Consider the following 17,265-nt stretch of genomic DNA (forward strand, 5'->3'; position numbering starts at 1 on the left):
AATATTTCGGTTTTTTTCCGTTCACCTACTTAGGATGATCCCCGACTGCTTCAAGAAGTCGGGGGTTTAGTCGTCTAGACTGCTAACAAGTGACTAAATATGAATTCCGCACTCAGTTTTTTCACTTCCGCGCCAACGTCCAGCGCGTTCGTCTTCACCTTCACCTACTTTAGTGGTAATAGGTTCGTCACCAATACTGGGATAACCTTGGTCATGGAGAGGGTTGTAAATTACCTTATGTTGAGCTACATACTCCCAACTTTGTTTACGGGTCCAAGTAGCTAGGGGATTAATTTTCAATCTTCCCTTACCATCTAATTCTAATACAGGCATGGTAGCACGGGTAACGGCTTGATCACGACGGCGGCCTGTAATCCAGGCTACGGTATTCAGTTCATCTAAACCCCGTTGCAATGGTTCAATTTTGGTAATATCGTGGAATTTAGCAATATTTGTATCCCAAAGGGCTGCACCAAATTTAGCAGCAAAGGCTTCACGACTATCTATATCTGGTGTTTTATAGGTTTTTAAATCAAGATTATAGATTTCTTGGGCTTTAGCAACTAATTCTAGGGTTTGGGGAAAGTGATAAAGGGTATCAAGAAAAATTACCGGAACTGGATGCTGAAGTTCTGTATACAGTATATGTGTCAAAATGATGTCATCAACGTTAAAGGCGCTAGTTTGTACCAGTCCCGTGGGGATATTCTTAATAGACCAGGCTAAAATTTCCTTGGGAGTTGCGGTTTCCAATTGCTGATTTAGTGCTACTAAGTCAAAGGTGGTAGAGGCTGTCATGATATTTCCTTAAACAAAGATTTTTTTACTTTTATTAAATTTAATAATACCTTAATAAAGTTACATATCCCCGCCGATGCTGGAGTACAGGGAAAAGAACTTCTTACCAATTACCAATTACCAAGTCCCTCATTATGTAGTATTTTGATTGCAAGTCTGTTTAAGGATTCATACTATGCAACAGTTACTCAAAAAAATATTTAGTAACAAAAAATACTTTGCTCGTCTTCTTTTACCTCTACTGGTAATGGTGATGGGGACTTCGCTGTTTATTTTACCTGCTTCTGCTACTGGTGTATACGAAATGCCAGGTTTAACAGCAGATACTTGGATTTTAGATCAAGGTGATGTGATTAGCCGATTCAATGAAGGTAATCTAACTAATACTTTCAAGGATTTGGCTCAGGAAACTGGTCGGGAAGTGAGACTTGTAACAATTCACAGGCTTGACTACGGAGAAACACCGGAAAGTTTTGGTCAAGGATTATTTACTAAATGGTTTCCCACCGCAGCAGAGCAAGCTAATCAAGTGTTATTACTCGTTGATACTGTTACTAATGGTACTGTTTTAATTAGTGGTGATAATATTAAGTCTCTATTGACTGATAGTATCGCGCAGAGTATTACTGAAGAAACACTAGGTACGTTTTTGCGTAATGGCAATAAATATAATCAAGGTTTTTTGGATGTGAGCGATCGCCTGGTTGCGGTTCTATCTGGTAAACCAGATCCAGGTCCACCACAGAAAGTAGAAACTGTCAAAGTAGAAGGAACATTCACTAAAGCGGAAGACACTGATAAAGGGAATGCTACTGTTTGGGTTGTAGGGCTTTTAATTGCGGCCACTGTGATTCCCATGGCGACATATTATATTTACCAAGTGTTTCAACCAGCAACTAAAGAATCCGAGTAATAGCCAATAAGTGATGAGGTAAGTATTTACCCATCACTACTACTAATCAATCTTGAATATAATCTTTACCGCATACTAAAGCTAATTCAGCGCGGACAAATTCTCTACCTAAGTAAGCTGCATGATCTAAGAAGGTAATAGGACAATCTGGAGTTTCTTCAAAGATCTTAATACAGAGTTCTTTGGCTGTGCGGCCACTAAATACGGTTGTGTGTGTTCTTTCCACCTTACCGCGTACGGGAATGACCTTACCTGTTTCTGGATCTACTGCTAAACCACGCTCATTAATAATATTAGTGAAGTGCTTGGCATAAATCAATCGTTCATTTTTATCTATGTAGATGATAAAATAGCCACTGGGGTCAAGATCAATATGACGTTGGGAAAGTTTATGATCAATTGCTGTCAAATCTTCAAGTAGTAAATCCATGCGCTTTATCAAAAGTAAATTTATTGAGAGTTTTTGAGATTATATCTTGAGTCTAATTATAGATCATTTAGGTAGATCCCGAACTGCTTTGAGAAGTCCGGGATCTAAAAGCGAGCTATATTTTGCTATTTAAAAGGTAATTCTGCATTAATAGCGTCTATTTCTTGTTGTTCGATGTGATTGACTTCTCGAATCCAAGGAAGGATAATCTTTTCTAAACGGTTGTTATAAAAGCGGTGAAGACTGTGATTAGGAGTAGCGGGAAAACCACGGCGTTTTTTATGTTTACCACCAGCGCCGGGATCAAAAGTTTGGATATTGTGAGCGATCGCCCATGCAATTGGTGTATAATAACAAGCGTCAAAATGTAAGCAATCTATGTCTTGAAAACTCCCCCAATAACGTCCATAGAGTTGATTTTCTTTAAATAAACAAAAAGACATTCCCAGGGGTTGACGCTGATCTTGATCTTCTTGGTGATAAGCAGCAAAAAATACAACGCGATGACGATAATTATGGTATAACTGTTCAAAAAATTGCTTTGTCAGATATTTGCTACCCCACCAACCAAACTTATCGCAAGTATCAGCATAGAAATCATACATTAAAGGAAACATAGATGGAGGAATTTCGTCACCAGTCATAGCTTGAAGTTTCAAACCCGCTTGTTCTACAGCTTTGCGTTCCCGTTTAATATTGCGTCTTTGATTAGCATTAAATCCAGTTAAATAATCATCAAAAGTTGTAAAATCAGCATTTTTCCAAATATAACTATGATGTAACCAAGTTGTCAAACCCTGTTTTTCTAAAATTGGTCGCCATTGGGTATCAACATAGAGAAAATGACAGCTAGAAATGCGATGTTTAACGCAGAAACTATCAATTTCATAGATCATTAAAGCTGTAATTTCTTCCTCATCTTCTCCCGGTGAAATTAAAAAGCGATAGCCTTCGGCGGGGGTAAATGGTGTCATTCCCAGAAGTTTGGGATAATATTCTATTCCTAAGCGAGATGCTAATTCAGCCCATTGATGATCAAAGACAAATTCCCCTTGACTATGTCCTTTTAAATATAAAGGAGCAGCAGCGATTAAAGTTCCATTTCGCCATAAAATCAGGTGATTTGGTAACCAACCAGCATGGGCTGTAGCGCTATGGGATACTTCCAAATTATGTAACCAATCCCATTCTAAAAAAGGGGTTTTTAAGGGTATTGCTAAAGCATCCCAAGCAGATTTAGGAACATCCGCGATTGTGTGAGTCCAAGTAACAGAGTAGTTATATTTGTGTGCTTTGATCATTGTTTAATTGTTAAAAAATTTGGGATTTTAGATTTAACTCTGACTTATGAATTACCCCATAGTGTAAAAATACTTCTTGCTCAACTGTAGACACTTCTAATAATTGTAACTGAGGAGCAAGAGCCGATAAAAATCCTGTTCTTCCTACGGGTGAAGGAGCGGTATTACCACCTAAAATCAGTGGACAAATAGTTAGCCATATTTCATCAATTAAATCCAATTCAAGAAAAGATGCTACTAATTGTCCTCCTCCTAAAATAGCTAGACGGCTAATTTCTACACCTGCTAAGTATTTTACAACAGCCAGAATGTCAATTTCTCCTCTAGCAGTTTCAAATACTAAAATTTGTTCAAATCCTGAACTTTTTTCCCAAACAGAAGCCCCTAGAGAAGTTGTCAGTAACCAACGTCTCACCGGTTGTTGAAAAAATTTAATGTCCGGATTGAGATTAGCTGAATGGGAAATCACTATATGAACAGGTTGGGGGTGATTATTTACTTTTTTTCTTTGTTGCAAGAGTATTGACTCTGATATTATCATTGTCGTACCGTAAGCACGAAGGGTATCAGAACCGAATAAAACAGCATCAGCAGCAGCAATTTGTTTCTCCAGGTGTAGTTTATCATTTAATGAGCCAAATCGAGCGGGGGAGCGGTTAAAATCTGCTATTTTACCATCAGCACTCATGGCTAAAATTACTGTGGTATGAGGGCGTTTTTCTATCATTAATTTACTTTGATAATTTTTAGCTGCTGTGTAGATTTTCTCATAGTTTATAGTTATAAGACAATGTTGAGAAATTTTACTGTTTCCATATTGATATGCAACAATATTCACTATATCTATCTTTTATGATTTCTAGGACATCATATTTATTTTTAGGTAAGACAGATGACTTAATAGGTGAGGAATTGCTAATTGGTAATTGGTAATAACTTTTTAAGTTCTAATTTTCAATTTTCACCTATTTTCTATCTATTAAAAATTGTGATTAAGCTGATCAAATCTGCTGTTTACTTTATAAAGTGTCTCCTTTGGTGAGTGTAATTACATATCTTTTGATGGTGGTTTAAGGATGCGAAGAGAGACAAAAGATGGTTAAATCTAGTCAATCGTCATTTAGACGAATTTTAGTAACAAGAATACTGCTGGTATTTGTCCCGGTTTTATTAGTAGGTGAATTAGTCGCTCTCAATAAAGCCCGTTCCAGCCTTTTGAATACAGCTAGACAAAATTTAACAGAAAGTGCGGTTAACAAAGGAGAAAAAATCAGTGATGATATTGCTGCTTTACGTTCCAATTTAATTACCGCTAGTCAAACGAAAGTAATTGATTCTGGATCATCTGTAGAAATTGAGGAATTTCTTAAAAAACTCAAAAACCAACTACCAACCCAAATTGATTGTTTACAACTCACCCATATTAAAAAAGGTGATATAATTGCTAGTAGTTGTGGTGATCAAGAAATTACCCCATCAGGTTTATCTCCTACGAATAATGATGTTGATATTCAATTTATATTACCACTCCCAGCGGGAAAAACTGGCAAACGAGATAAACAAAATCAACTCCAGTTGTTTTTATCAATTCCTGTTGCTAATCAACGTGGTAATTTAGCTTACCGATTAAGCATTAAAACCACATTATATCAACAAACTCCCAATCATCGAGGCTCTCTTACTGGTTCTTTAGTTGTAATTTCTGAAGATGGTAGGGTTTTAGCTCATCTATTACCGGAAAGAATCGGTACTAATATTAAAAATTATCCCGATGTAGAAAGAATACAAGCTATAGTTAAAGATGCCTTAGCTGGAAGTAATAATTCTAGTAATTTATCTTTTAAAGAAGGAGAAGAATTGGTCGTTGGTTTTACAGCTACCGCTAAACCTATAACCACAAAACCATCACAAAGATGGATTATCCTAGCAGTTACCAGTGTAGAAAATGCCCTATTTGGTTTAGAAGAAATTAAACTAATTCTGATTGTCTTAACAGTGGGTTTAATTGGTGCAAGTTTATTAGCATCATTTTATTTAGTTCCTTGTTTAGCAGGTCCAATAGAAGAACTACGCGACTATGCTGTTAATCTTCATAGTCACCACGCAGCCCAACCCATTCCCCGTAATTTCAAAATTCGGGAATTTAACCAACTAGCACAAGCATTAGATCAAATGGTAGAAAGACTCAAAGATTGGGCCGAAGAATTAGAAATTGCTTGGAAGGAAGCTAAATCAGCTAACCAAATTAAAAGTCAATTTTTAGCAACAACTTCCCATGAATTAAGAAACCCACTTAATATTATTATTAATTGTGTTCGTCTGGTTCGTGATGGTTTGTGTGATAACAGAGAAGAAGAATTAGAATTTCTCAAAAAAGCCGATGATACAGCAATTCATTTATTAGGTTTAATCAATGATTTATTGGATATTTCTAAAATAGAAGCTGGTAAACTTTCCGTAATTATAGTACCTCTAGATTTACGTCAATTATTATTAGAAGTAATTAACTTACAATCAGTTAATATCCAATCCAAAAGACTGCAATTAATTTGTAATATAGGTGATAAACCCATCCCAATTAAGGCAGATATAGTTAAACTTAAACAAGTGCTAATTAATATTATTGGTAATGCTACTAAATTCACAGATGAAGGTAGTATTCAAATTAGTACAAATATTTACACAAATAGTCATCAGCCTTATGCTATAGTGTCCATTAAGGACACAGGAATTGGTATTGATCCAGGAGAGCAAAATAAACTATTTCGTCCCTTTGTCATGGTTGACGGTACAACTACGCGCAAATTTGAAGGAACTGGATTAGGTTTAGCAATTTCCCGGAATTTAATTGAACTGATGGGTGGTAGAATTAGTTTGCAGAGTTTGGGTTTAAATCAAGGAACAACGGTAATCATCAAATTACCCTTAACTGATCTAGCTTTATTACCGAATGCAGAAAAAAAAGATGCTATTGGTAATCGAGTTAGAAGTCAAACTAGCCGATAAATTAAAAATTACAACATTCCTCAAATGAAACGATTTTTATCAGGTATTTTTGTGGTGACAACTTTATTATTAGCTCCCGCTTGTTCATCAACTACTAAATCTACTAAAGTAGAAATTTCTCCTAGTATGATGATGAATCATGATCATGATTCCATGGGTGGACATGAGGGACATTCTATGGAAAATATGAATCATGAAAATAATTCACAAACAACTACTAAAGCGACATTAAATGCTCCCAAAACTTTAACTCCTAATCAATCAGTTAATTTAGTCATAGATATTCAAGATGCTACGGGAAAACCTGTGAATAAATTTGACATTTTCCAGGAAAAAATCATGCACTTAATTATCGTTAGGGATGATTTAAAGTCCTTTGCTCATATTCACCCCGAATACAAAGAAAATGGACGATTTCAAGTAACTGCAAATTTTCCAGACTCAGGAAATTATACACTTTTCAGTGATTATAAACCCGCTGGAGAAAAGGAAAATGTCTCTTTAATGAAGATCACAATTCCCGGTTCAGTTTCACCCCCAAGAGATTTAGAAAAATTCACAAAAACTAAAACCTTTACAGATACTAAAGTCAATCTGAATATCTCTGAAAAAAATCTGCAAGCTGGTAAAGAAGTAAGTTTAATTTTTGATTTGAAAGACAATAAAAATCAACCCATTAAAGACCTACAACCCTACTTAGGAGAAAAAGGTCATTTAGTGATTATTAAAAGTTCATCTCCCCTGACAAAATCCGATTATATTCATGCTCATGCACTCAAAAATAGCCCAGATGGAAAAATAGAATTTGAGACAAAATTTCCCAAATCAGGAACATATAAAATGTGGCTACAATTTAACCGTAATGGAAATATTAAGACCGCAGATTTTTGGGTAAAAGTAGAATAGAAGAATAGAAAATGAGGTTAGGCGCTTATAAACCGCATCTATACAGACAAAACCCACCCGGGTGGGTTTAAAATCCTTTTAACCTCGTCCTCCCTTGAGGGGAGGTAATTGGTTTTATTTTGTATGTTATAACACATGGATATATACATATTTACATATACAGGGGTTTCCGCTCTTATGAGGTACATCTTAAGCCCCCTCCTCGCACCCCCCTCAATCCCCCCGCAGCGGGGGGAAGAAAAGGATAAACTTTTGATATTGGAGGGGGTTGGGGGTGGGGTTCTTGTACCTCATAACATCGGGAAGTGCTGTAAATATCAGATGATTTTAATTACTCCTCTGTCACCTGGGTGCTAATTAGCAAATAAGCCTCCTTCGCAGCGGCTTGTTCAGCGGCTTTAATAGAACGTCCTTTACCTTGTCCTAACATTTTTTCATGTAGCCAAACTTCAGCAAAAAAGCGTTCATGATTGCGGTGGGGTTGACTAATTTCTAAAACTCGATATTCTGGAAGAACCTTAAATTGTGCTTGAGTCCATTCTTGCAAAGCCGCTTTATAATTGAGTTTAGCAGGGTCAAGACGGATTTCTGTGGTTAGCTGTTGGAAATGGGAATCTAACCAAGGACGAATCAGGTTAAGATTTTGAGTGCTAAGGTAAAGCGCTCCTAGAACTGCTTCAAAAGAATCTGCTAATCGTGATTCTTGCCCGATATGATCGGCAGTAGCACTACCAGCCACCAATAAATATAATTCTAAACCATATTCTCTTGCTAATTGGGCGAGAATGCGATCGCTCACCAAAACGGAACGAATAGCGGCAAAATCACCAACGGAGCAATCAGGGTAATGTTCCCATAATACCACAGCTGCCACTAGACGTACCACCGCATCGCCCACAAATTCTAGTTGTTCATAATTGGCGGTATCGGAGACGGTAGGATGAGTTAGTGCCAGGTCTAATAATTGCCACTTTACTGGTGCATTTAGTGACAAACCAAACTTTTGCACTAAACTTTCAAGCTGCCGTTGTCTTCGGGGATAAACGCTGGACATTAGGTAAGTGTGGAAAAAAGGGCTAATAACTCTTAACTTAGCATTAAAAGTATTGGGTAAATAAAACTCGTTACTACACAAAGGAACTCCACTTATTCCCAATACTGATCCCAATTTTAATTGAGAGGTGAGGTTTTAGCCGCAAAATACTCAATTCCCCCATAAATCGTGTATTTTGGCAAATAATCACCAAAAACTAACTAACGCGGTTGCAACTTCACCCCCTGACGTTCCAACATTTCCCGCGCTGTGGGACTGGGTGTATAATTATAACCATAGCCAGAATTCTGGGAATCATCCATTATTTGCGGTGTCAGTAAAATAATTACCTCTCTACGTTCGTTCTGTTTGTTTGTTTTCCTAAACAGCGCACCCAGCAGGGGAATATCACCCAAAATAGGTAATTTAGAAACACTTGTTCGATCTTCATCCTGAATAATACCGGAGAGAATAAGCGTTTGAGTATCTCGGAGGCGAATTGTACCAGAAGTAAGGGAGCGAGTAGAAACTAAAATGACTTTTCCATTACCCGTATCTGCCGTACCAACAGGAGACTTAACATTTGGAGCAACTTGTAGAGACACAAAGCCATTATCATCAATCCGTTCAATTTTGACACTAAGACTTAACCCGACTGGCTCTTTTGAGATATTTTTCTCTTCTCTAGAACCTCCAGGAGTATCTGTTCTAGTTATTTTTATGTCTCCGACAACTTGCTGAGTTAGTTGTACATCGGCAGTTTGTCCTTCTTGAACAATTAAGGTAGGATCTGTGAGAATCTTAGCGTTGCCCTTGGTAACTTGAGCTTGTAAACTCGCAAGAAACCGTTTAGGGAATTGGTATAAACTTGGTAGAGCAAATGTAGATGCAGCACGACTACCCTCTGCAAAAGCAGCAGTCTGTCTTCCAGTTATAGGATCAGTTGTGATAGTTATGACATCTGGTGTTCCAGGTGTAAAATTAGATATTCCTGGGGTAGTTGGACTAGTGTTAGTTGGTGAAATTGGTCGTAAGAATGTCGCATCACCTGGTGGTGTTTCCGATAACACCAGACCATCTCTGATAATTCTGAGTCCTGATCCACCATTGGGGACTGTAAATGTACTATTTGCATCAAAAAATGGCGCTCCTGTAATTGGGTTTTTAATCACGGGGGTTTGAGTCACACTTTCTTTCACTTCACTTCCTGTAGCTGGTCGAGAACCACCAAAATTTAAAGATGCTGCACCACCATCATTAACAAAGAAGTTGTTACCAACCCCAAAAGAAAAACTGGTATTGTAATCTTGACTACCTGTCAGGTTGACATCAATAATTTTGACATTTACCACCACTTGACGACGACGGGTATCAAGCTGTGTTAATTGAGATACTGCCATCTCCACCAATTTAGGACTACCAATCAAGGTGAGAGTATTAGTTCTTTCGTCTCCTAATACTTGTAAACCTCTAAGCAAAGGAACTGAGTCTTTAAACACAATACGTTCAGCTTTAATTTCACTCTCTGCTGTTTTAGTTTCACTTGAGGTATTAGGCTGCTGTGCTTGCCCTCCTGCTTCTGATAAATTTTTGATAGTTGTTTGAGTAGTCTGTACTTGAGGATTTAAAGCACTTTCAGCACCTAATCTGACTAGAAAACTAGCTACTACCTTAACATCTGCTTGATTAAGTCGTAGATTACGCATTACGACATCACGGGTGGAGTTAGGTAATTTAGGCCCAACAAAAATTGTCCGTCCACTGCGGTTAGCTTCCAAACCACTCAAACGCAGGACGTAATTAAAAACATCCTGCACCGGTTCGTTTTCTACATCTAAAGAGATTTTTTGATATATTTTAGTTTCAGTTTCATTTTTATTATCACCTGTAGGGGGAGCAGGTGTTTTTTGATCTTTATCGTCATCATCACCTATATAAGCCAAATTCAGTCCAGCAGCACGAGCTAATAAAGATAAAACCTCTCTTACAGGTGCGTCACGCAACACCAACCGACGAACTCGTTCTTTTGTACCTAAATCAATCACCACAGGAGATGTATCAATATTAGACTGAGTAATATCTCCTACAGGTGGGGCGACAGCCTTAGGTAAAAAAATAGGACTTTGCTTATAAGCTTGACCAGGATTTGGGGTTTGGGTAATTTTCCCGTCAATTGTAACTTGGGGGTTAGGAACTAGAACCTCTGGCTGTTGACCTGGTTTATCTGTGGAATTGGTAGAGTTTGATGTTGTTGAATTTGCGACAGTAGTAGTAAAGCCTAAAGTAATATTATTATCCCTACGGTTGACAGGCTGAATATTTGGTGCATTATCCGTACCAGTGACTGTCACCTGCATATTATTAGTATCTAATTGCTTAATCTCAATCACAGCGATTCCTGGTGCGGGGTTTTCTTGACGGAAATTACCACTTTTAGGTAAACGCAATTGAGCATTAACTATATCCGCAACTAAGGATTTGCCCTTTTTAGTGCTGAATACTTGGGGACTATTTTCAGTACCAGTTATTAAAATAACACTAATTCCCCCCTGAATGGGATTAAGTTGAACATCAGTAACTTGTGTTATTTGTGCTAAAACCGGCTGGGCTGCTAAGAGAATACAAGCTGCTGCTCCGGGTACGAAAAAACCATAATCAGACTGTTTCACAATTTACTCCTCACTTAAAATGAAATTCAAGATCTCAACTTTTGCGCTTTGGCGCGAAACATACTTTTCTCTGAAGTTGTTTTAAAACCATAAGGCGATTATAAATCGCTAATACACGAATAAAGTCGGACTGCGTGGACTCAGGAAAAATCAGAAATTAGACTTTTCAAACATTCTCTCAAAGGTTATTTTTTTGGTGTATTAGCTGCTGCTGGTTGGGGTGCTAAGGCTGCTTCTTCTTCGGGAGTGAGTGGAATTAAAGCCTCTAATTCAAAAGATGTAATTAGTTTACCAATATTAATCGGTATAGGGTTATTTTTATCTGCTGAAATCTCTGGTGGTGACAATTTTGAGTCGTAGTTTTTGACTAACAATAAAGGTTGTAGTCGCTCAATATTCCGCATAATTAATTGGGTTTGTACAAAATTACCCTCAATTTCTACTTTGATAATACTGCGTTTGATTTTATTATTAATTTCTGCCCCAAAACTATTATCTGCTACTACTTCAGGTTTTTCGGTAGTGGGGGCAAATTTTTTCATTTTGGCTTTAATAGAACTACCAAAAACCTTGATATCGCTAGAATCTATTAAGAGACTGGTATCTAGTAATAGAGTCTCCAAACTTTTTTCATCGGTAAATAAAGCTAAAATTTGTTTCTGTTGTTCTTTTGCTGTTGCTAAGTCTGCCTTTATTTTACCTATTTGTCTAGCTTGGTTTTGCTTTTGCTGAATTTCTATTTGTAGTTGATCACGTTTAGTTTCCTGTTCTTTATAACTTTCCACAGCGGGCATTACCATATTAACCAGCATATAAAATGCACCTAAAACACCTAAACCAGCAAATACACTACCGATTATTAGTGGTGTTAAGGTGATACCAAAGACAACAGGTGCAGAATTTTCTGCCTCTGTGACTTGTTGAGTAGAATTAAACTCACCACTCAGTGTTATTTGCTAACTACTCCTAGTTTTTGAATGTGACGAAGTCTATCCACTAGTCCGATTGTTCCTTTTTTTTCTAATTCTGGAATTAAATCAGATGCAGGTACGTTACTCAAACCTGTTTTAATAGTATATTTAACTATTTGAATTGGTTTAATTCCTACCTCAGATTTTGTAGCCACAGGAGGAAGGAAACCTGTGATCGCTGGTGCATCTACTAACTCAGTTGTGATAATTTTAATTTCCTGGGGATTAAAAAATTTAGATTGTCCCAGACTCAGGGTAAAATCGTTAACCGAAGCATAGGAAACCGCAAAACCAGAAATTTCTAAGTAGCCAGCGGTATTATTAGTATTATTAGGGGTGGTGTTGGCTGTAGGTTGAGGGTTTGGGCTTGTTTGCTTGATACTTTCAATTTGTACTCTAGGAGGAATGCGATCGCCCAAATCATGTAATATTGCTGACAAAGGACGTATCTGATCAAATACTTTGACTAAGGTTGTCGTTTGGCTATTAATGGTAGCTGTTTCCGCTTTCATTTTTTTAATATTGGCTATTGTTTGATTCAAAACCTTACCTTGCTCCTCTAATTTTGTTGTTTGCTTTGCTACTTCAGCAGTTTTCCATTGCAGGAATGACAAACTAAAAAACACCAAAGATGGGAATAATAAACCGACTGCAACCCCTACATAAACAGGGGTAAACTCTCCTAATTGCAGTGATAATTGATTAGCCTGACTTGGAATTTTTTGCTGATATTCTGGACGGTTTTTCAGTAGGTTAATATCTAGATTGTACATTTTATTTATTCCACCCCTCGGATTCCTAAACCTAGTACAATACCCAACCCAGGGCGTTTCATTAAAGGATATTCTTCGATATCCGCACTCAAAGACAAACAAGTAAAAGGATCTATTGGTATAGTTGGTAAACCCAACTTTTTAGTCAGAAACTCGCCTAGTTGTTGTATTCCTGCTCCAGGACCTGCTAAGAAAAGTTGCACAACTTCCAGATTTACACTTTGATTAACGTAAAAATTAATAGTACGACTTAATTCATCACTTAATTCCCTGAGAACATTCAACATAGAGTCTATGTCAATATCATCACCAATACCCCTTGAGTTTTCAGGAATAATAACGCTCTCTAACATATCCGTATCTCGTGATATCGGTAAGTTCATATCCTTTGACAGTGCAGCTTGCATTTGATATGTACCAATAGGTATTGTGCGGGAAAATTGCGGTACACCATTGATAACGATGGCAATTTCTGTACTATCAAACTCAATATCAACTAACACCGCTGCTTCTGTGGGTTCTAATAGCTGCAACTGTTCACGAATGGTCCGAATTAGGGCGAAACTGTTAATCTCCAAGGTATCAACAGTTAATCCGGCCTGTTCAAAAGCATCCAAATATGTTTGTGTGATATCTTTACGAGTGGCAACTAATAATACTCGTACTTTATCAATACCATCTTCATCTATAAAGTGTTCAAGTGTTTGATAGTCAATGTCAGCTTGTTCCTGGGGATAAGGTAAGTATAAACTCGCTTCATGGTTAAGTATCAAATCCCGCAACTCTTCGTTATCTAAATCTGATGGTACACTAATTAAACGCACAATAGCGTTTCTGCCTGGTATACAAGTAGCAACATGAGAGGCTTTAGTTTTACTTTCAGCAACTGCTTGCTGAATAATTTCAGACATGGCTGGAGTATCAATAATTTGACCATCACTCAATATGCCATCTGGTACTGGTACTGTTGTCAAGGATTTAATTTTTAAACCTTGACGTTGCTTATGTATTTGTACTAAATTTACCCTTTCAGGTGTTAGTTCAATACCAAGGACTTGATTAGATCTACCAAACAAACTAGTGAAGGCTTTTAGCACAATTTTACCCTCTAGATTACTCAAGAACAATAAGTTAATAGGTTGTCCGTTGTGGTCAGCAAAGAATCTTTACCAATTACCCCAATTGATATATTCTATAGTCTCGACAACGATCCTCCTGTTACTTAAACCAACCCTAATCATACTACCACTTAATTAATATGATTCGATCGCTAAAAATTAAACGCCTGGTTTCTTGGGCTTTGTTAGGGTTATTTACTAGTTTTATTGTTAGTTGCAGCACTTTCAGTAATAACCCGAAAATTCCTGTTCAAGGAATTGTCACTATTGAGTTCTGGACAATGCAGCTTCAACCTCAATTTACCAACTATTTTCAGGGTCTAATTAGGACTTTTGAATCACAGAACCCAAGTATCAAAGTTAAATGGGTAGATGTACCTTGGTCGGCTATGGAAAACAAGGTTTTAACCGCAGTATCAGCAAAAACACCTCCAGATGTTGTTAACCTTAACCCAGACTTTGCTTCCCAATTAGCGGGAAAAAATGCTTGGTTAAATTTAGACAATAAAGTTTCTAGTCAAGTTCGTTCCTCTTATTTGCCAAATATTTGGCAAGCAAGTACCCTGAATAACAAAAGTTTTGGTATTCCTTGGTATCTTACCACGCGACTGACTATTTATAACACCGATTTATTAAAACAGGCTGGTATTACAAAACCACCTGCCACTTATGCAGAATTGGGACAAATGGCACAACAAATTAAAGACAAAACTGGTAAGTATGCTTTCTTTGCTACTTTTGTCCCTCAAGACTCTGGAGAGGTGCTGGAATCACTGATACAAATGGGTGTCACTCTAGTTAATACTGATGGTAAAGCTGGTTTTAATACACCTCAAGGAAAAGCTGCTTTTCAATATTGGGTAGATTTGTATAAAAAAGGTTTGTTACCAAAGGCATCTTTAACCCAAGGGCATCGTCACGCTATAGATTTATACCAATCTGGAGAAACAGCTTTTTTAGCTTCTGGTCCTGAATTTCTCAAAACCATTGCTAATAATGCCCCCAAGATTGCCCTAGCCTCCGCTATAGCCCCGCAAATTACGGGGGATACGGGTAAGAAAAATGTCGCCGTGATGAATATGGTCATTCCCCGTGATAGTAAATACCCTGACGAAGCTGTTAAATTTGCATTATTTGTGACTAATGACGCCAATCAATTAGCTTTTGCCAAAGCCGCTAATGTCCTACCTTCTACAATTAAGGCATTGTCTGATACTTATTTTAAGAAAGTTCCCGCTAATGCTACTACCGCAGAAAAGGGAAGGGTAATTAGTGCGTCACAGTTACAACAAGCTGAGGTATTAACCCCTAAACTCAAAGATTTTAAACTTTTGCAAAAATCAATTTACGAAAATTTACAAGCAGCAATGTTAGGACAAAAAACCGTTGATCAAGCTGTGGAAGATGCCGCCCAATTGTGGGATAATCGCTAATGGGTAATTGGTAATGGGTAATAAAAGTGTTCCCTGACACCTGACTAATGACCCCTGACTACTGACAAAAAATAACCAATTAAATACAGAGAACCACATAATACAACTTGATTATCTGTGGAGGGACAAGCAGCGTCTAAGGCTGAAAATACGTCTGTATAAGTATTACAAAACCTTAAATCTGGACAAATTGACGCTGCTAAATTAGCTAATTTTCCTAAATCCGCTGAATTGCTATCGGGTACTGGCACTAAATACAATTTATCCCCTGGTTTGAGAAGTTCCTGAAAAATATCACTATGATCTTTAGTGGCCAGCATTCCCATTACCCAGGTGATATTTTCAGTTTTGAGTGTATCTACATAATGGCGTAAAACATTAGCTGAGGCTGGGTTGTGTGCGCCGTCAATGAGGATTTGATGAGTTTTCCAAGTAATCCATTGCATTCTCCCTGGCCACTTGGTTTTAGCCATTCCTTGAATAATAGCCTGTTCAGAAATTTGCCAATTCTGTTTTTGCAAGATTTCCAAAGCAGCTATTGCTAAGGCTGAATTATGTAATTGAATTTGTCCCTGTAATGCTAAAGGGTATTTTATTGTTTCTGGACTGGCTATTTTTTGATATTCGGCCCAGTTTTGATTAATTTTACGAGAGGGTGCGGGGGTAAAAATCGGGCATTTTAGTTCTAATGTACGCGATATCACGACTTTTTGCGCTGCTTCTGGTAATGAACCCACCACCACCGGACATCCGGGTTTGATGATTCCTGCTTTTTCTCTGGCAATATGGGTGATAGTTGGTCCTAGTTGTTGCCAATGTTCTCGACTTATGGAACTAATTATTGTCACTAAAGGATGATCACAGACATTAGTGGCATCTAAACGTCCTCCTAGTCCGACTTCAATTACCGCAATATCAACTTGTTGCTGGGCAAAATATAACCAAGCTGCTGCGGTAATTACTTCAAATTGGGTAGGAGATTCTTCATCTGGATTAATTGCTGCTTGAACTTGAAGTATTAATTCACACAAGTTATTATTATTAATTGCTTGTTCATTAACACAGATACGTTCTGTCCAATCAACCAAATGGGGGGAGGTGTAGCGTCCAGTTTGATAACCAGCTTCAGTAAGTACCGCAGACAGATAAGCACAAACAGAACCTTTACCATTAGTACCAGCGACATGAATAATTGGCACTCGGTGATGGGGATTTCCCAAAGTTGCCAATAAATTGACAATTCGAGATAATCCCAAATTCACACCAAAATGCCCAAAGGGTTGGAGTAGGGAATCTATGCTCATGGGAATTGTGTAATTGGTAATTTGGTAATTAGATTAGAATTGGTAAAACTCTTGCCTATTCCCTGTTCCCTGTTAAGAGTTCCCTGTTAAGAGTTCCCTGTTCCCTATTCTCCAAATTACGCTTCTTTGCTCAAAAAGTTTTGTATTTGTCTAATAGCAGCAGCGCCGATATTAAAAGCAGCCCAACTAGCAGCGATCGCTAAAGGTGCTAAAACAATTACTACACGAGTATCAATGTCCATATTTAGAAACCCTCTGTAAATTAAAAATTTTAAGTTTTTTGACATACCTCCTCGTCCTTTCATGAGCGAGGATTCTTTGACACTGCACTGACTGTTGCTACCGAAAAGTAGTCTTATTCAGTCTCCATGTCCGTTTATAGTCTCCCAATGCCCTGTGGCGACTATACCTAGTTTACTATAAAGCTGTCGTAGAAGAACGGGGATTGTATCCGATTTTTTTGGTCAACAGTTCTCAGTTTTGATTGAGAACTCAAGTGGGGAATTTTTTCAAGGTTGTATGTAAAGTTTACAGGACTTAAGCAAAATATCTCTCAAATCCTCATTTCTCCGTGACCTCTGTGCCTCTGTGGTTCGTTATTCCATGAATC

Annotated in this window: 15 protein-coding genes; 4 read left to right on the plus strand and 11 right to left on the minus strand. The window is 37.6% G+C overall.

Features of this window, described 5'->3' with window-relative positions; genetic code table 11:
* Positions 1-93 precede the first annotated feature (93 nt).
* A complete protein-coding gene (cysH, locus tag ACIR310F_RS0105215) occupies positions 94-798 on the minus strand; it encodes a phosphoadenosine phosphosulfate reductase (protein WP_028082905.1) in 705 nt (234 codons plus the stop codon).
* Positions 799-973: 175 nt separating this feature from the next.
* Here cysH and psb32 point away from each other — a divergent pair, with 175 nt between their 5' ends.
* A complete protein-coding gene (gene psb32 / locus ACIR310F_RS0105220; RefSeq protein WP_028082906.1) occupies positions 974-1,711 on the plus strand; it encodes a photosystem II repair protein Psb32 in 738 nt (245 codons plus the stop codon).
* A 46-nt stretch (positions 1,712-1,757) separates the two neighbouring features.
* Here the strand turns inward: psb32 and ACIR310F_RS0105225 are convergent, their stop codons facing one another.
* The 3 genes from ACIR310F_RS0105225 to ACIR310F_RS0105235 form a co-directional block, all read right to left on the minus strand.
* Complete coding sequence (locus tag ACIR310F_RS0105225; protein WP_028082907.1) at positions 1,758-2,141, minus strand: DUF4346 domain-containing protein; 384 nt, start codon at positions 2,139-2,141, stop codon at positions 1,758-1,760.
* 125 nt (positions 2,142-2,266) lie between these two features.
* Complete coding sequence (locus tag ACIR310F_RS0105230) at positions 2,267-3,442, minus strand: GNAT family N-acetyltransferase (protein ID WP_028082908.1); 1,176 nt, start codon at positions 3,440-3,442, stop codon at positions 2,267-2,269.
* 10 nt (positions 3,443-3,452) lie between these two features.
* Positions 3,453-4,169: a RibD family protein gene (locus ACIR310F_RS0105235; RefSeq protein WP_028082909.1), complete on the minus strand. Its 717-nt coding sequence runs from the start codon at positions 4,167-4,169 to the stop codon at positions 3,453-3,455.
* Between the two features lie 368 nt (positions 4,170-4,537).
* On the opposite strand from ACIR310F_RS0105235, the gene ACIR310F_RS21630 reads away from it, so the two are divergent.
* Together ACIR310F_RS21630 and ACIR310F_RS0105245 are read left to right on the plus strand one after the other, a co-directional pair.
* Positions 4,538-6,448 carry a sensor histidine kinase gene (locus ACIR310F_RS21630; RefSeq protein ID WP_035367640.1) on the plus strand — a complete coding sequence of 637 codons (1,911 nt, stop codon included), beginning with the start codon at positions 4,538-4,540 and terminating at the stop codon, positions 6,446-6,448.
* Between the two features lie 24 nt (positions 6,449-6,472).
* Complete coding sequence (locus ACIR310F_RS0105245; protein ID WP_028082910.1) at positions 6,473-7,354, plus strand: hypothetical protein; 882 nt, start codon at positions 6,473-6,475, stop codon at positions 7,352-7,354.
* Between the two features lie 331 nt (positions 7,355-7,685).
* Here ACIR310F_RS0105245 and rnc read toward each other — a convergent pair whose 3' ends face one another.
* The 5 genes from rnc to pilM all read right to left on the minus strand — a co-directional run bounded on the left by rnc (position 7,686) and on the right by pilM (position 13,897).
* Positions 7,686-8,408 (minus strand): ribonuclease III, encoded by a 723-nt coding sequence (rnc, locus tag ACIR310F_RS0105250; protein ID WP_028082911.1) that lies wholly within the window; start codon positions 8,406-8,408, stop codon positions 7,686-7,688.
* Positions 8,409-8,608: 200 nt separating this feature from the next.
* On the minus strand, positions 8,609-11,056 hold the full coding sequence (locus ACIR310F_RS0105255) for a type IV pilus secretin family protein (protein ID WP_035367642.1): 2,448 nt from the start codon (positions 11,054-11,056) through the stop codon (positions 8,609-8,611).
* 185 nt (positions 11,057-11,241) lie between these two features.
* The gene (locus ACIR310F_RS0105260) at positions 11,242-11,868 is read right to left on the minus strand and encodes a pilus assembly protein PilO (protein WP_231387398.1); all 627 of its coding nucleotides are present in this window, start codon (positions 11,866-11,868) and stop codon (positions 11,242-11,244) included.
* A gap of 137 nt (positions 11,869-12,005) precedes the next feature.
* Positions 12,006-12,800: a PilN domain-containing protein gene (locus tag ACIR310F_RS0105265; protein ID WP_028082914.1), complete on the minus strand. Its 795-nt coding sequence runs from the start codon at positions 12,798-12,800 to the stop codon at positions 12,006-12,008.
* A 5-nt stretch (positions 12,801-12,805) separates the two neighbouring features.
* The gene (gene pilM, locus ACIR310F_RS0105270; protein ID WP_028082915.1) at positions 12,806-13,897 is read right to left on the minus strand and encodes a type IV pilus assembly protein PilM; all 1,092 of its coding nucleotides are present in this window, start codon (positions 13,895-13,897) and stop codon (positions 12,806-12,808) included.
* A 161-nt stretch (positions 13,898-14,058) separates the two neighbouring features.
* On the opposite strand from pilM, the gene ACIR310F_RS0105275 reads away from it, so the two are divergent.
* Positions 14,059-15,351 carry an ABC transporter substrate-binding protein gene (locus ACIR310F_RS0105275; RefSeq protein ID WP_028082916.1) on the plus strand — a complete coding sequence of 431 codons (1,293 nt, stop codon included), beginning with the start codon at positions 14,059-14,061 and terminating at the stop codon, positions 15,349-15,351.
* 44 nt (positions 15,352-15,395) lie between these two features.
* Here ACIR310F_RS0105275 and ACIR310F_RS0105280 read toward each other — a convergent pair whose 3' ends face one another.
* Both ACIR310F_RS0105280 and ACIR310F_RS0105285 read right to left on the minus strand, forming a co-directional pair.
* Positions 15,396-16,655 carry a bifunctional folylpolyglutamate synthase/dihydrofolate synthase gene (locus tag ACIR310F_RS0105280; RefSeq protein WP_028082917.1) on the minus strand — a complete coding sequence of 420 codons (1,260 nt, stop codon included), beginning with the start codon at positions 16,653-16,655 and terminating at the stop codon, positions 15,396-15,398.
* Between the two features lie 116 nt (positions 16,656-16,771).
* Positions 16,772-16,897, minus strand: coding sequence for a photosystem II protein Y (locus ACIR310F_RS0105285; RefSeq protein ID WP_028082918.1), 126 nt, complete (start codon positions 16,895-16,897; stop codon positions 16,772-16,774).
* Between the last annotated feature and the right edge of the window lie 368 nt (positions 16,898-17,265).

The sequence above is a fragment of the Dolichospermum circinale AWQC310F genome (genome assembly GCF_000426925.1).
GTDB classification, from domain to species: domain Bacteria; phylum Cyanobacteriota; class Cyanobacteriia; order Cyanobacteriales; family Nostocaceae; genus Dolichospermum; species Dolichospermum circinale.

Bases quoted from the DNA above. Each gene is read 5' to 3' on its own strand.
- psb32 (WP_028082906.1), top strand. From the start codon at position 974: ATGCAACAGTTACTCAAAAAAATATTTAGTAACAAAAAATACTTTGCT.
- ACIR310F_RS0105230 (WP_028082908.1), bottom strand. From the start codon at position 3,442: ATGATCAAAGCACACAAATATAACTACTCTGTTACTTGGACTCACACA.
- ACIR310F_RS0105245 (WP_028082910.1), top strand. From the start codon at position 6,473: ATGAAACGATTTTTATCAGGTATTTTTGTGGTGACAACTTTATTATTA.
- ACIR310F_RS21630 (WP_035367640.1), top strand. From the start codon at position 4,538: ATGGTTAAATCTAGTCAATCGTCATTTAGACGAATTTTAGTAACAAGA.
- ACIR310F_RS0105225 (WP_028082907.1), bottom strand. From the start codon at position 2,141: ATGGATTTACTACTTGAAGATTTGACAGCAATTGATCATAAACTTTCC.
- ACIR310F_RS0105265 (WP_028082914.1), bottom strand. From the start codon at position 12,800: ATGTACAATCTAGATATTAACCTACTGAAAAACCGTCCAGAATATCAG.
- ACIR310F_RS0105260 (WP_231387398.1), bottom strand. From the start codon at position 11,868: ATGCTGGTTAATATGGTAATGCCCGCTGTGGAAAGTTATAAAGAACAG.
- ACIR310F_RS0105275 (WP_028082916.1), top strand. From the start codon at position 14,059: ATGATTCGATCGCTAAAAATTAAACGCCTGGTTTCTTGGGCTTTGTTA.
- ACIR310F_RS0105285 (WP_028082918.1), bottom strand. From the start codon at position 16,897: ATGGACATTGATACTCGTGTAGTAATTGTTTTAGCACCTTTAGCGATC.
- cysH (WP_028082905.1), bottom strand. From the start codon at position 798: ATGACAGCCTCTACCACCTTTGACTTAGTAGCACTAAATCAGCAATTG.
- ACIR310F_RS0105235 (WP_028082909.1), bottom strand. From the start codon at position 4,169: ATGATAGAAAAACGCCCTCATACCACAGTAATTTTAGCCATGAGTGCT.
- rnc (WP_028082911.1), bottom strand. From the start codon at position 8,408: ATGTCCAGCGTTTATCCCCGAAGACAACGGCAGCTTGAAAGTTTAGTG.
- ACIR310F_RS0105280 (WP_028082917.1), bottom strand. From the start codon at position 16,655: ATGAGCATAGATTCCCTACTCCAACCCTTTGGGCATTTTGGTGTGAAT.